Origin of the sequence: Tropicimonas marinistellae (assembly GCF_001509585.1) — a bacterium.
Lineage (GTDB): Bacteria > Pseudomonadota > Alphaproteobacteria > Rhodobacterales > Rhodobacteraceae > Tropicimonas > Tropicimonas marinistellae.
Genome location: NZ_LNCI01000003.1, coordinates 182,038 through 196,227, shown reverse-complemented (window position 1 = coordinate 196,227; position 14,190 = coordinate 182,038). Strand labels below are relative to the sequence as shown.

Genomic DNA, 14,190 nt, shown 5'->3' with positions numbered 1-14,190 from the left:
GTCCGACGTTTGAATCCGGTATCGCCCACCGGATAAAACGGCCGGGAAGCAGGGAGGAACGGCGATGACCGGCTATCTTACAACGCATGTACTGGACACCGCGCGCGGATGCCCCGCGAAGGGGCTGACCATAGACCTCTATCGGATCGAGGGCGACACGCGGACCCTGCTGAAGACAGTCGAGACCAACGACGACGGCCGGACGGACGAGCAGATCCTGCCTGCCAGTGCATTCTCAACCGGTGTCTACGAGCTGGTATTCCATGCGGGCGCCTATCTCGACGCCTGCGGCACACCGCCGGAGACGCCGCGCTTTCTCGATGTGATCCCGATCCGCTTCGGAATGTCGGAGGCATCGCATTATCACGTGCCGCTGTTGCTCTCGCCGTTCGGGTATTCGACCTACCGGGGAAGTTGACCGGTCGATTACCGGACCGCGTCGGTATCGCGCACACGGGCGCTGATGCGGTCGATCATGAATTCCATGAACAGCCGCGTCTTGGGGTCCTGCCGCCGACGATGCGTGAACAGACACGCCATCTGGATGGGCTCCGGAGGCGTGCCGGTCGCCACGGGAACGAGCGCACCGGATTTCAGATGCTCGGCGATCTCGAATATCGGCTTCATCGCGATCCCCTGCCCCGCAAGCGCCCAGTCCGTCAGAACGTCGCCGTCGTCGCATTCGTACCGGCCCGACACCCGGAACCGCCGTGGCCCCTCCGCCGTGAGCAACAGCCACTGGAACTCCGTGGCGCCGGGAAATCGCAGGCTCAGGCATTCGTGCCCCTCGGAGACGAGCGCATCGCCGTCCGCGGGCATACCGCGCGCCGCAATGTACGAAGGCGCCGCACAAAGAACGCGATCCACGTCGGCGATCTTGCGAATACGCAGGTTGCTGTCCTCCGGCTGGCCGAGGAAGAACGCAAGATCGAGCCCCTCCGTCGTCAGGTCGACTTTCCGGTCCGTCAGCCGCAAACGCACCATAACCTCCGGATATTTCTTTAGAAAATCCGGCACCTGGGGCGCGATGAGCCGACGCCCGACGCCGAGCGGGGCGGCGACATAGAGGGACCCCTTGGGGTTCTCGGTAATGCTGACGATCTGCGCCTCGGCACTCTCCACGGCTTCGAGAATATCCATCGCGCCGCGATAGAAGGACTTCCCCTGTTCCGTCGGTGCGAGGCTGCGCGTGGTGCGCTGGAACAGACGCACGCCAAGGTGTTCCTCGAGCTGAGAGATCCGCGAGGATGTCACCGCCGGAGAAATCCGCAGGTCCCGGCCGGCGGCCGACATGCTGCCCAACTCATACACGCGCACGAAGGTCCGGATATTGTCGAGGTAGGACATTGTTCCGATTTTTTTGACGCAGCTTGGCTTTTGTTAGGAATACCGGAACAAACGCGACTCGCCTAGTGTGACCCGGAAGACAAAGCTTGGGAGACACGCCATGTACGATCTGGCCGTCATGTGGGATTGGGTCGCCTTCGCGGTCCGCTGGCTCCACGTCATAACCGCGATGGCGTGGATCGGCGCATCGTTCTACTTCATCGCCCTCGACCTGATGCTGAAGCCCAACCCGTCGCTGCCCCAAGGGGCGCATGGCGAGGAATGGGAGGTGCACGGCGGCGGCTTCTACCACACCGTCAAGTACCTCGTCGCACCGGCGGAAATGCCCGAACACCTCACCTGGCACAAATGGCAGAGCTACACGACATGGCTCTCCGGCGCCGCGCTGATGATGATCATGTACTGGGTCGGCGGCGAGCTCTACCTGCTGGACCCCACGAAAGCCGATCTTGCCCTGTGGCAAGGCATCCTGATCTCCGGCGGTTCCCTGACCATCGGCTGGCTGGCCTATGACGCGATGTGCAAGTCGAAGCTGAGCGAGCAGCCGACGCTGCTGATGCTGATCCTCTTCGTGATCCTGGTCATCATGTCCTGGGGCTACAACCAGATCTTCACCGGTCGCGCGGCCCTGCTGCACCTCGGCGCCTTCACAGCGACGATCATGACAGCCAACGTCTTCTTCCAGATCATGCCCAACCAGCGCATCGTCGTGGAAGACCTCAAGGCCGGGCGCACGCCGGATGCGAAATACGGCAAGATCGCCAAGGTGCGCTCGACCCACAACAACTACCTGACCCTGCCGGTCGTGTTCCTGATGCTGAGCAACCACTATCCGCTGGCATTCGGAACCCAGTATGCCTGGATCATCGCCAGCCTGATCTTCCTGACCGGCGTCACGATCCGGCATTACTTCAACACCATGCATGCGACCGGAAAGGGCCCGACCTGGACCTGGCTCGCCACCGCGATCATCATGGTCGTCATCGCCTGGCTCTCGACCGTTCCCGGCATGGACAGCTACGAGGAGTCCGAGGCCCGCGCACTCACCCCGTACGAGCAGAAATTCGCCTCGGCCGAGAGTTTCGAGGAGGCATTCTACGCCGTAACCGGGAACTGCTCCATGTGCCATGCCCGCGAACCGGCATGGGACGGGATCATCGCCCCGCCAAAGGGCGTCGTGCTCGAAACCGAGGCCGATGTCGCGCGCCACGCGAAGCAGATCTACCTGCAGGCCGGTATCTCGCATGCCATGCCGCCCCCGAACGCGATCGAGATGGATGCGGAATACCGCGCCTATATCGTCGCTTGGTATCGCGACGTGGCAGGCGGCTGACGCCCCTATCATAGGGAGCAAGACGCCAGAGGCAGGCTCCCCGCCCGCATCCGCGACGGCAGCATCGCGGTTCGGATTGTTCGACGGTGCCGCACCGCAATCGGGCTTCGTACCTTTTCGCACCGCGTCGCTCGCCAAGGCTCCAGACGGGCGACGAACGCTTCAAACGTCGGCGCTGCGGCACCTTCGACGTCGCAGTAAACCCACCACGACGTGCCTGTTGAGACCACTGGCCACGCGCGGACGCGCTCACGCCGGTAGCCCGTCAGATAATCGCAGTCCTGCCCCCACCGCCACGGGGCCACACCGGCCTCGGTGTGAAGTTCCGAAAACCGGAGTCACGTCATGAACTCGGCGCGATTGCCATCCGCCCCGCCATTGCGGCCCGGCAAGGCAGACGACCGGGATTTGACCGGCCTTGCGCGATGCTGTGGTACGGGGCGGCACGCAAACCGGCAGCTTCCTGACATCCGTCCAAGAAACGCAACTGGGTTTCACCGCCACATCGCCCCCTTTCCCCACCTCCGGGACGGCGCCACACGCTGCCTTGCCGCGCAAGCGCCCCTTTGCGGCATGAATGCCGTCCCATTCCAGGAGCCCCGCGCCCTCTGCCCGGGCGAGCAAGTCGTGCAGGGCCGTGATCGCCGCAAGTATCGCGACGCCCAGCCCCAGAATCGGCGGAATGCCTGCGCCGCAACGCACAGCGGGACCGCGCCGGATATCCCGTGGATCGCCGTGAATTCTGTCATTCCGGCACGTCCCGTCGTCGAATCCTTGCCCCCGCTGGGCGCCTTTCGACGCCATTTCAAGGGTTTGACACCCTCCCGGCGTCCCGGGGAGATGCCGACAATTTCGCCTTGAGTTTCCTGCGGTTGCCCGGCTATACGGGTCGACGGAGACGTGGCCGAGTGGTCGAAGGCGCTCCCCTGCTAAGGGAGTAGGCGGGAAACCGTCTCGAGGGTTCGAATCCCTTCGTCTCCGCCACCACCTATTGAGTATAATCGACAAATCGGCTCTTTGCCGGTTCGTCCCGCGGACCAAATACGCCCCAACCCCACCTCAAAGCGGGTCCGGGGTGTTGTCGGAGTGTCGGCTTCCCGTCCCTTGATCGTGTGACGGCAGGCCCTTCGCAAGGGACCCCATACTCTTCGGGCGCGCTTTGAATGACCCCGGTCGCGGCCGTCAGGCGGCGCCCCACGCAACGCCATTGTGCCCGACACACGTCATCGCACAAACGTCACGCCATCCGGCCATGGCGCCCACCAGAGTCCGATTTCCTCGGGCTTCGTCGGCCCCTTCCCGTCGAGGATCATTACGACAGTGCCAGGATCGCCATCGATCTCCGGCGAGATAGGGGCGTGGCGGTCGTTGAAGGCTCAGCTGCGTGCCGCCCCCGGCGCTGGACATTCGTCCAGAGCGACACCGCGGCCCTCTTGTCGCGCGCCCCGGTCACGAAGCCGTCCGGAAATTGCGCGGGCCGTTCGCCACCATCGCGACGTGGCCGATCACCAGCCGCGCCGACGTGGCGAAGGCCGTCGCCACCCGCAAGCAGGTGCACCTCCACTGCGGCAGGCGCTGTCCCCCACCCCGCTCAGGATGGCCGAACGGATGCTTGCGCCGCGCCAGAAGGAACCGGCGATCTGCCCGACCCGCCTTCGAGAAATGACGGCGCGGCGCGACGCTCTCACACCGGACACCGGGGTCCGCCCTCCCAGCGCGGAAAGGGGCGTCGCCGCCAGTGCCCCGACACTGCACAAGGCATCGCGCGGGGCGCGCACCCTCCGCAGCTCTGGCGGCGATCAGCGGCGCCCAATCCTTAAGGATCGGTGAATCCCGCCTCGTAACCCATTGAAGTGTTTTGCGTGGGTTCCTGTCTCACCGTGAGACACGCGGCCACCCGGTTCGAGGTCGCCACTCCGATCCGGGCCGGCGCGCCGACGCATGAGGCAGGCAAACCGGTCGATCTCGTGAGCCCGCTCGTGGCCAGCCTCCCGGCCGCCGAACGCGGGGATCGTCGCGACCAGCCCGATCTTGCAGGCATCGCGCGACCTCCCTGCGCGGTGACGCCGGTCACCCCCTGAGCTCCTATTCGGAACACCGGCCCCGCGTGGACGGCCGTCGGGATGTCATCCTGCCAGCATCGACCTGTACAGCTTCGTCGCGGCGTCGTCCCGAAGTTCCACATCGTCCATCATGAGCATCTCGCCCACGCCGATGTCGCGTGTGAGGCGCACCCCATGGGCCAAGCCGATCGGCAAAGCCCGGCCAGCGCGGGCAATGGGAAGCGCCTTGCCCCAAACCGTGTACCCTCCCTCGCCATCAAGCACCTCGCCGGCCTTCATGTCGCGTTTGGCTATGGACGCCACCGTCCCGCGCATTTCTCTTGGGCAGCCGGTCGGCTCCCCCCGCAACGCACAGCTCAGCACCGAAATCGAGAGTTCCAGCCCGATAAGGTGGTAGGGCTTGTACATCGCCGCAAAACGCCCGGTCGTGTCGGTAGGAAGCCCGTACTGCCGAAAACAAGCAGCGGCGTAGGTGTTCGGGGCCTCAAGCACGACGTACACGCCCCATCGCAGGTCGCGGAACACGGGCCGGCCATCGCGTTCCAGCGATGACACGGTTTCCACCATTCCGGCCGCATCCAGCAGCCCGCCCACGGCGCGGGGCCGCAACACGTGGGCGAGATCGTCCACACCGCATGGCGGAAACGCAAGGCCGCCCGCCGGAACATCCAGCCCGCAGGAATTCGCGATGGCCACCATTTCGATCGCGCTCTTCGTGCCGTCGAGGAAGGAGTTGAACATCTGTGGGTTCATGCCCGCCGCCGCCGCCTCCTGGGGCGTCAAGCCGTAGTGTTCCCAGACGTGGTCAGGCGTCACGGCATGGTACGCCGGCAGGTACTTGGTGCCTTTTCCCGCAGCCGCCACCCGAAACCCCGCCGCGCGCGCCCAGTCGACCATCTCGGACACCAATGCCGGCTGGTCTCCATACGCCATCGAGTAACAAACGCCCGCAGACGCGGCTTCGGCCGCGAGCACGGGCCCTGCCAGAACATCCGCCTCGACACTGACCATCACCACGTGCTTTCCCGAAGCGATCGCGGCGCGCGCATTGGCAATGCCGGCGTACGGATTTCCAGTCGCTTCGATCACGACATCGACGTCGGAGCGCGCTGCCAGATCGGCTCCATTGTCGAGAAACGCCGTCGCGGCGACCCGGTCCTCGTCCCATCCAACGGTACGGCAGGCGGTGTGCGCCCGAGCGGTGTCCAGATCGGCGATGGCGGTGACGTCCAAGCCCGGGATGCCGGGTACCTGGCAAAGGAACATTGAGCCGAACTTGCCAGCCCCGATCAATCCGGCCCTGATCGGCCTTCCTCGGTCATTGGCTTCAGCTGATAGTCGCGCAAGGTTCATGACCTTCTCCAAGTCTGCGGGATGCCAGTCGACAGATCGGAAAACGATATGTCGCGGCGGCTTACGAGGGCCGGTTTTTCCAACCGCGCCGGGTTGAGACTGACGCACTCACAATGCTGGAGCTTATCAGGAGATTTGAGAAGGGGCCTGGGCAATGCGCCGGGCAGCAGGTTACCTCGATCACGCGTGCGCAGCCTGTCGACGTATCGTTCCGGGGGCCAACACCTGAGCGACGGACCTGCCGCCACGATACTGCGCGATCAGACAGGATCGATCCGTACCCCATCCTGTGGATCGAAGAAGTGAAGACTGCTGGCATCGAACCCCAGACCGATGCGTTCGGCGGGTTTGATCCGGACCTTGGGGTCAAGACGGGCCGTCACTTCCTGGCCTTCAAGATCGCAGATCGCCATCGTGTCCGATCCCAGCGGTTCGTAGACATCCACTTTCGGTGTCAAAAGGCCGTCGTCGACAGAGGTCCAGTAAATGTGCTCGGGGCGAATACCAACGTCCACGTGCGCGCCCGTCCGAAGGGGAAGGTCCGCTGTGGGAACGGATGTTGATCCGAAGCGCAGAACGGTCTGTCGTTCGTTTCGGTCGACAACCGCATCGAGGATATTCATCTGCGGCGAACCGATGAACTCCCCCACAAAGCGGCAATTGGGCCGATCATAGAGTTCAAGCGGGTGTCCTTGTTGCACCACGCGCCCAGCGTCAAGAACCACCACGCGATCTGCCAACGTCATCGCCTCCGTCTGGTCATGCGTCACGTAGATGGTCGTGGTTCCAAGCATTGCATGAAGGCGTTTGATCTGGGTGCGCATCTCGACGCGAAGCTTGGCATCGAGGTTTGACAGGGGCTCGTCGAAAAGGAAAACCGATGGGTCGCGCACGATCGCCCGGCCCATGGCGGCCCGTTGTCTCTGACCGCCGGAGAGTTGCGCCGGCCGCCGCTCAAGCAGCGGCTCGATCTGCAGTATTCGGGCGCATTCGAGGACCTTTCGTTCTATGTCGGACTTCTTCCAGTCGCGCATTCGCAGCCCGAAACCGATGTTTTCGGCAATCGTCATTTGGGGATAGAGCGCGTAGTCCTGAAAGACCATCGCCACGTCGCGGTCGCGTGGCTCTACCTCGTTGACGAACCGCTCGCTGATCAGCAACCGCCCCCCCGAGATCTCTTCCAGCCCCGCAATCATTCGCAACAAGGTGGACTTGCCACAACCGGACGGACCCACCAAGACGACGAACTCGCCGTCGGCGACATCGAGGTCCACATCGTGGATTGCGCGGAATCCTCCGTAGTCCTTGACGATCCCTTCCAGCCGCACCTCAGCCATCGTCGCTCCTCTCATCCTGACAGCCCGCGGGCCGGTTCACGCGAAATTCACCATTGCATTATCGATAATTTGCTTGTTATCGATAATCAACACGCAAGATGGAACCTGTAGGGAGAGGGCGCAGAACAGCGATGGTTTCCCCAACCACCTATCGCCACACTGCCAGCGACGCCGCCGCGAGATCATCCGGCCGGCGGAGCGAGACGGTGTTCGACGAATTGCAGCGGGAAATCGTTCTCGGCCTTGCCGAGCCGGAAAGCGCCCTGATCGAACTGGATCTCGCTGAGCGTTTCGATTGTAGTCAGAGCACTGTCCGGGAAGCCCTGATGCGGCTCAACGAGGAGGGCTTGGTCGCGCGGCGGCCGCGCCGGGGAACGTCGGTCGCGCCATGCCGCTCGGCCGACGCACGCGTATTGATCGCGCTTCGGTTGAGCATCGAATGCGACAGTATCGATCGGCTGATGAGTATGGCCGGTGGAGACCTTTACGAGATCCTGCACGACAAGCTCAACGACATGCGAAACGCGGCGCGCGATGCGGACGAGTACGATCTGGCGGCGCATGACCGGGCATTCCACCTCACCCTGTTCGAGGCAGCGGACCTGCCGCTTGTGACTCCGGTCCTTCGCCGATGTCTTGTTCATGTGCACCGGTTCAAGATCATGAACTCCGGACAACAGCGGGATCTGGAGGAAACCGCGGAACGACATGTTCCGATCCTGGATGCGCTGCGTGCCCGGGACCCGGCCCGGCTCGTGGATGTGTTGCGCCACCATATTTCAACCATCGTGGATTTCGGCCCCGATCTGACGGGGCGGAGCGCCCAATGAGACATCCGAGCCCGTCCATGAAGGCGGTCCTGAAGAGGCTCGAAATCGAGGATGCCGGGCTGCCGCACCCGACGGACGTGGAGCCCATGCATGGGCGTTCATTGTCTCTGCTTAACAACCTTCGCTGGAACGAAGACCTGCCCGAGATGGCAGAGGCACGGACCGTCCTGCACGCGGGCATGCCATCGCGTCTCGTCGTTCCCGACAACGACGAGGGCAGCGATGCGATCCTGCAGGTTCATGGCGGTGGCTGGGCCTTCTGTTCACCTGCGACCCACGAAGGCGCGGCCCGGCGGTTGGCGAACGCGTGCCGGGCGCCGGTTCTGACATTCGATTATCGACTCGCGCCCGAGCATCCCTACCCCCTCGGCCTCGACGATTGTCTGGCGGCGTGGGAGGCGCGCCCGCGGGACCGGCGGTGGAGTCTTGCCGGGGACAGCGCGGGGGCGAACCTCTGCCTCGCACTCATGCTACGGCTCCTTGCCGAACGGCGCGAGATGCCCGCGACGGCTCTGCTGTTCTACGGTGTTTATGGCGCCGATTTCGAGACGGACTCCTATATCGAGCAGGCCGATGGACCGGGCCTGACGCGGGCGGGAATGCGTGCCTACTGGAACCTGTACGCCCAACCCGAAGATCGGGCTGACCCCCTTGTGGCTCCGCTCTGCGCCACCGACAGCGAGCTCGCGCGTCTGCCCCTCCTCTATCTCAACGCGGCGGAACTCGACCCGCTGCGATCCGACACCGAGTTGCTGGTGGCGCGCCTGAAGGCCGTGGGACGCAGTGACCGATATGATCTTTGCCGAGGCGTGATCCACGGGTTCATGCAGATGGGAAATGCCCTGCCCGAAGCGACAGAAGCATTCGAGCGGGCGGGCGAGGCGTTCCGGGAGGTGATCGCCTGAACGGACAGTCATCAAAGGGAGGAAACGATGATGAACACGACTATCAGACTTGGTTTGACCGCCAGCATACTCGCACTTGCGGCCAGTGCTGCCAGCGCCGACAGCACGGTGCGCTTCTGGTACCATTTCGACAATGCCGACAATCCGATGGACGCATTGGTCGCGGCATTCGAGGAGGCCAATCCCGGCATCACGATCGAGGCCGAGAACGTCCCCTGGAACAGCTATTACGATACGCTCTACACGTCGATCGTCGGTGGCAACGCGCCGGATGCGGCGATGGTCAAGATGTTCGCCCAGCCGCGCCTTCTTGAAATGGGCGCACTGGAGCCGCTCGGAGAGCGAATTGGCGCTTGGGAGGGCAAAGCCGACCTTCTGGACAACCTGCTTGACCTGACCGCCGCTGCGGACGGTGAGAACTACTACCTTCCGGTGCAGTATGTCGCGCTCTATCTCTACTACCGTGCCGACATGTTCGACGAACTCGGGCTCGGCGTCCCGTCGACCTGCGACGAATTCCGCGAGGTCGCCAAGGCGCTCACGCGGGACACCAACGGCGACGGGCAGATGGATGTCTATGGCTTCGGCTTTCGGGGCGGCAAGGGCGGGCACGACCATTGGGCCAGTCTCACGCTCAGCCGTGAAGGGGCCGATCTCGTAAGCGGAATGGAGTCCGAAGCCGCCGTGGCGGGCACGAAGTTTGTCGTCGACCTGTTCCGCGAGGACGGCGTGTTCCCGCCCTCGGCCCCCAATGACGGGTTCCAGGAGATCATCGGCGCCTTCAAGGCCGGAACGACGGCAATGACCATCCACCACATCGGTTCGGCCAACGGCATGGTCGAAGCGCTTGGCGACAAGGTATCCGCGGCACCGGTGCCCGAATGCGGTGGCGGCCACTGGACCGCTTTCGGTGACGAGAGCACAGCCGTTTTCTCCACAGCCGAGGACAAGGACGCGGCGTGGAAGTGGATCTCATTCCTCTCGACGGCCGGCAACAACACGATGTTCAACGAGGCAACGGGCCAGCTTCCGGTCACGAAAACCGACAGCGCTGGCTGGTCGCTCCACCCAGAGCGTTTCGTCACGGCGACGATGGACTCCCTGCCCTTCGCGAACCTGCTCCCCAACCGTTCCGAGACCTCGGATTTCGTCAACACGGTCTGGCCGGTCGCGATGCAGCGCGCGCTCACCGGGGAAATCGCCGCGGAAGATATGAACGCCGAGATCGCCGAGCTCTTTGCCGAGTGACCCGAACCAACACGACGGGGCGGCGTCAGTCGTCGCCCCGCCCGATCGCCATGCCACCCAAGCTCGCCCCGACAGAGCCCGACGCCCGATGAGTGCCACCGACATTCCCCGCCACGCCATGCCCGAACGTCCGGTGCGCCGCTCGCTAGCCCGGCAGGTTCTGCCCTATGCGATGCTCTCGCCAGCGGTGCTGGTGACGCTCGCCATCGTCTTTCTGCCGATGCTCCAGACCGCTTGGATGAGCCTTCACGAGTACGTTCTGTTCCGCCCGAAAGACTTCGATTTCATTGGCTTGGACAATTTCCGCGCCGTGTTCCACGACGAGGTCTTCTGGATCTCGCTCCGCCACACGCTAATCTGGATCGGTGTGACCGTGCCCGCCCAGCTCCTGCTGGGGCTCGTCACGGCGTTGCTTCTCAACCAGGATTTCCCGTGGCGGCCGCTTGCCCGTGCGCTGATCATCATCCCCTGGGCACTGCCCTCGGTCGTGATCGCGCTGATGTGGGCCTGGATCTACGACAGCAATTACGGCGTCATGAACGACTTCCTGCTGCGGCTGGGGGTAATCCAGAGCTCCGTGCCGTGGCTTGCCAATCCAGATACCGCGCTCGGCGCCATCATGCTGACGCTCACCTGGCAGGGATTTCCCTTCTTCGCGGTCATGATCCTGGCCGGCCTGCAGGCCATTCCGAAAAGCTACTACGAAGCCGCCTCGATCGACGGCGCTTCCGCCTGGCGACAATTCAGGCACATCACACTGCCGGGCATCTCCGGTGTTCTTGTCACCGCCGTCCTGCTGCGTGTCATTTGGGTCGCCAATTCCTTTGACGTCATCTTCGTCATGACGGGTGGGGGGCCGGGCTACGCCACCTACACGTTGCCGCTCTATGCCTTCATCAAGGCGCGCACCAATCTCGACTTCGGATACGGTTCCGCGCTGGCCGTTACCTTCACGATCCTGCTGATGATCATCGTGGTGATCTACCTGCGCCGCACCGGAAAGGCCCTTCGCTGATGGCACTCAAGCGGAAATCCCTGCGTCGCCGGATACTGACGGTGGACCTGCCGATGCTGGCAATCCTCGCCTTCACGCTTGGCCCCTACCTCTGGATGTTCCTGACGTCGATTACACCGGAAAGCCGGCTGTTTACGGTGGGTCCTTCGATCTCTGGCGCCACGGTCGAAAACTACACCCGCCTGTTCCGCACCGTGGGTTTCGCCGACAACCTGCTCGACAGTTTCATCGTCGCGAGCGGCACCGTCGTCGTCGGACTGTCGCTGTCCGTTACGGCGGCATATTCGTTCTCCCGCTTCACCTTCCGGGGACGCCGGATGCTGATGATGCAGTTCTTGCTGATCAACATGTTCCCATTGGTGCTGCTGATCCTGCCACTCTTCGTGCTGATGCGGGTCCTTGGGCTACTGGACAGTCACCTTGCACTCATCATCGCCAACTCGACCATCGCCATCCCGTTCTCGGTCTGGATGATGACGAGCTACATGAACGGCATCCCCCGATCGCTGGACGAAGCCGCGATGACCGACGGCTGCACGCGTCTCGGCGCCATGCTGCGGGTCGTGCTGCCGCTTTGCCTGCCGGGGATCATCGCCACCGGTATCTACATTTTCATCACCGCCTGGAACGAATACCTCTACGCGCTGACGCTCGGCGGCCGCAACGTGCGAACCATCACCGTCGCGGTGCAGACGTTGATCGGCGAGTACGAGGTGCAATGGGGCCTTCTGACTGCTGGCGGCATCGTCGGCGCGATGCCGGCCACCGTCCTGTTCCTGCTGGTGCAGAAGCGCCTGATCTCCGGCCTCACCCAGGGCGCGGTCAAAGGCTGAGCCTCGAAAGGAAAACCACTTGGACAACCCCGTCGGCATTATCTCGATGCAGTTCACGCGTCCATTCACCGGGCGTGACCTGCACTATTTCGCCCACGCGAAGGCGCTCGGTTTTGACTTCGTCGAGTTACTGGTCCCGGAACCGGAGGACGACCTGTCACCGGTCGAGGTGCGCAAAGCCGCGCAGGACGCCGGCATCGACATCGTTCTCGCGGCGCGGGTCAATCCGCAACGCTCGATTGCCTCGGACGATCCCGCTGCGCGGTCGGGTGGGCTGGACTACCTGAAATCCTGCGTCGAAATCTCCGAGGCGGTCGGCGCGCGCATCATCGGCGGCCCGCTCTATGGCGAGCCCATGGTCTTCGCGGGCCGCCCGCCGGTTCCCCGAACCGACGAAGATATTGCCGCCCGCGCCGCGCGCACCATCGAGGGGCTGGCCGCGGTCGCCCCTGTTGCCCGCGCCGCCGGGAAGGTCTTCGCCGTAGAGCCGCTGAACCGGTTCGAGACCGACATTCTCTCCACCACAAGGCAGGCTATCGAGGTTGTCGACGCGGTGGACGACGCCGGCCTCGGCATCCTGCTCGACACCTTCCACATGAACATGGAGGAACGCTCCATTCCCGATGCGATCCGCGCCGCGGGCTCGCGGATCGTCCATTTCCAGGCGAACGAGAACCACCGCGGCCATCCCGGAACCGGCCACCTCGACTGGCCCGCGATCTGCCGTGCGCTGGATGAGGCAAAGTACACTGGGCCCGTCTCGCTCGAGCCCTTCCGCCGCGCCGATGACCGGGTGGCGCTCCCCATCGCCCATTGGCGTGCGCCTCGGGAGAACGAGAGCGACAAGCTGAAAGCCGGCCTCGGCGTGATCCGCTCGGCGCTGGCCCTTGCGGAGGTGGACCAATGACCCTGAACATCGGCTGGATCGGATGTGGGCGGCATGCTCGCCAGATGCTTCTGCCCCGCCTGCCGGATCATGACATCAGGCTGGCTGCCCTGTGCGACAGGGATGGAGCGGCCATGGCGGCAACCGCGCGGGCCTACGGTGTCACAGACTGCTACGCCGACTTTGGCGATCTCCTGCGGCATCCCGGGTTGGACGCAATCGGTATGGCTGTCGGTCCCGAGATTCACAGGGTTGCGGCAATCGCCGCGCTGGAACGCGGCTTGCCCGTCTTCATGGAGAAGCCGCCCGCCGCCACCGCCGCCGGGGCGCGGGATGTGGCCGCGGCCGCGCAAAAGGCCCGCAAGCCCGTGATCGTGGGCTTCATGAAGCGCTATTCCAGCGGCAATCGTATTGCGATGAACTTGCTGAGGAATGGAGATTTTGGCCCAATTCTTGGAATAACCGGAAGCTATCTTACGGCGCCCACCTATTTCGAGGGCGAGCCGGACTACACCGGCTTCTACCTGCACCACTGCATCCACTACATGGACCTCATCCCCTGGTTTGCATCGAGCGAATTCGGTGATCTGAGCGTGCGCAAGGTCAGCCCGGCGCCCGGTCGGCTTCTGCTGCACCTTGGGTTCACGACCAAGGCGGGTGCGATCGGCAATATCGTGATGGGCACAGTCCAGTCACGGGGGACCCCGATGGAGGAGGTCCGCATCATGGGCGATCACAAGCGGATCGAGGTGGACAACATCGTCAATGTCGAGCTTCACAGGGACCCGCCCTTCAAGGCCGACAACCCGGCGGCGACCCTCGACGACACGGTCGACACCCTGACCTGGCAACCCAATTTCACGGCGGCCGCCAATGAGGATCACAAGGGGTATAGCGGGCTGGTCGCCGACGCCTCGGCGGTTCTGAGGGGGGACAACCGCGAGATGCCAACCATTGAGGACGGCGTTCTCGCGATGGAGCGTTTGGAACGGATGATCCGGTTGGTTGAGGCATAGGCGGCCATTGGCCTCGTTTCCTGT

The 14,190-nt window shown here is 63.8% G+C and carries 12 protein-coding genes and 1 tRNA gene; 10 read left to right on the top strand and 3 right to left on the bottom strand.

The window, feature by feature from the left end:
- Positions 1–64 precede the first annotated feature (64 nt).
- Positions 65–418 (top strand): hydroxyisourate hydrolase, encoded by a 354-nt coding sequence (uraH, locus tag ARC39_RS07170; protein WP_068112232.1) that lies wholly within the window; start codon positions 65–67, stop codon positions 416–418.
- A gap of 8 nt (positions 419–426) precedes the next feature.
- Here uraH and ARC39_RS07165 read toward each other — a convergent pair whose 3' ends face one another.
- Positions 427–1,347: a LysR family transcriptional regulator gene (locus ARC39_RS07165; RefSeq protein WP_068112229.1), complete on the bottom strand. Its 921-nt coding sequence runs from the start codon at positions 1,345–1,347 to the stop codon at positions 427–429.
- 100 nt (positions 1,348–1,447) lie between these two features.
- On the opposite strand from ARC39_RS07165, the gene ARC39_RS07160 reads away from it, so the two are divergent.
- Together ARC39_RS07160 and ARC39_RS07155 are read left to right on the top strand one after the other, a co-directional pair.
- A complete protein-coding gene (locus ARC39_RS07160) occupies positions 1,448–2,680 on the top strand; it encodes a urate hydroxylase PuuD (RefSeq protein ID WP_068112226.1) in 1,233 nt (410 codons plus the stop codon).
- An 894-nt stretch (positions 2,681–3,574) separates the two neighbouring features.
- Positions 3,575–3,664, top strand: a tRNA-Ser gene (locus tag ARC39_RS07155).
- Positions 3,665–4,806: 1,142 nt separating this feature from the next.
- Here the strand turns inward: ARC39_RS07155 and ARC39_RS07140 are convergent.
- Together ARC39_RS07140 and ARC39_RS07135 are read right to left on the bottom strand one after the other, a co-directional pair.
- A complete protein-coding gene (locus ARC39_RS07140; RefSeq protein WP_068112216.1) occupies positions 4,807–6,096 on the bottom strand; it encodes an NAD(P)H-dependent oxidoreductase in 1,290 nt (429 codons plus the stop codon).
- Between the two features lie 260 nt (positions 6,097–6,356).
- A complete protein-coding gene (locus ARC39_RS07135; protein ID WP_068112214.1) occupies positions 6,357–7,433 on the bottom strand; it encodes an ABC transporter ATP-binding protein in 1,077 nt (358 codons plus the stop codon).
- Positions 7,434–7,564: 131 nt separating this feature from the next.
- Here ARC39_RS07135 and ARC39_RS07130 point away from each other — a divergent pair, with 131 nt between their 5' ends.
- From ARC39_RS07130 to ARC39_RS07100, 7 genes are all read left to right on the top strand, one after another.
- A complete protein-coding gene (locus tag ARC39_RS07130) occupies positions 7,565–8,263 on the top strand; it encodes a GntR family transcriptional regulator (protein ID WP_068112210.1) in 699 nt (232 codons plus the stop codon).
- Positions 8,260–9,168: an alpha/beta hydrolase gene (locus ARC39_RS07125; protein ID WP_068112208.1), complete on the top strand. Its 909-nt coding sequence runs from the start codon at positions 8,260–8,262 to the stop codon at positions 9,166–9,168. The genes ARC39_RS07130 and ARC39_RS07125 overlap by 4 nt, the downstream gene beginning before the upstream one ends.
- Before the next feature lie 27 nt (positions 9,169–9,195).
- Positions 9,196–10,416, top strand: coding sequence for an ABC transporter substrate-binding protein (locus ARC39_RS07120; RefSeq protein ID WP_068112205.1), 1,221 nt, complete (start codon positions 9,196–9,198; stop codon positions 10,414–10,416).
- A gap of 88 nt (positions 10,417–10,504) precedes the next feature.
- Entirely contained in the window at positions 10,505–11,431 is a 927-nt protein-coding gene (locus ARC39_RS07115; RefSeq protein WP_068112202.1) for a carbohydrate ABC transporter permease, read from the top strand.
- Entirely contained in the window at positions 11,431–12,264 is an 834-nt protein-coding gene (locus tag ARC39_RS07110) for a carbohydrate ABC transporter permease (protein ID WP_068112200.1), read from the top strand. The genes ARC39_RS07115 and ARC39_RS07110 overlap by 1 nt, the downstream gene beginning before the upstream one ends.
- Before the next feature lie 19 nt (positions 12,265–12,283).
- Positions 12,284–13,171, top strand: a complete 888-nt coding sequence (locus ARC39_RS07105) for a sugar phosphate isomerase/epimerase family protein (protein ID WP_068112197.1) — start codon at positions 12,284–12,286, stop codon at positions 13,169–13,171.
- Positions 13,168–14,166 (top strand): Gfo/Idh/MocA family protein, encoded by a 999-nt coding sequence (locus ARC39_RS07100; RefSeq protein WP_068112194.1) that lies wholly within the window; start codon positions 13,168–13,170, stop codon positions 14,164–14,166. The genes ARC39_RS07105 and ARC39_RS07100 overlap by 4 nt, the downstream gene beginning before the upstream one ends.
- Positions 14,167–14,190: the final 24 nt, after the last annotated feature.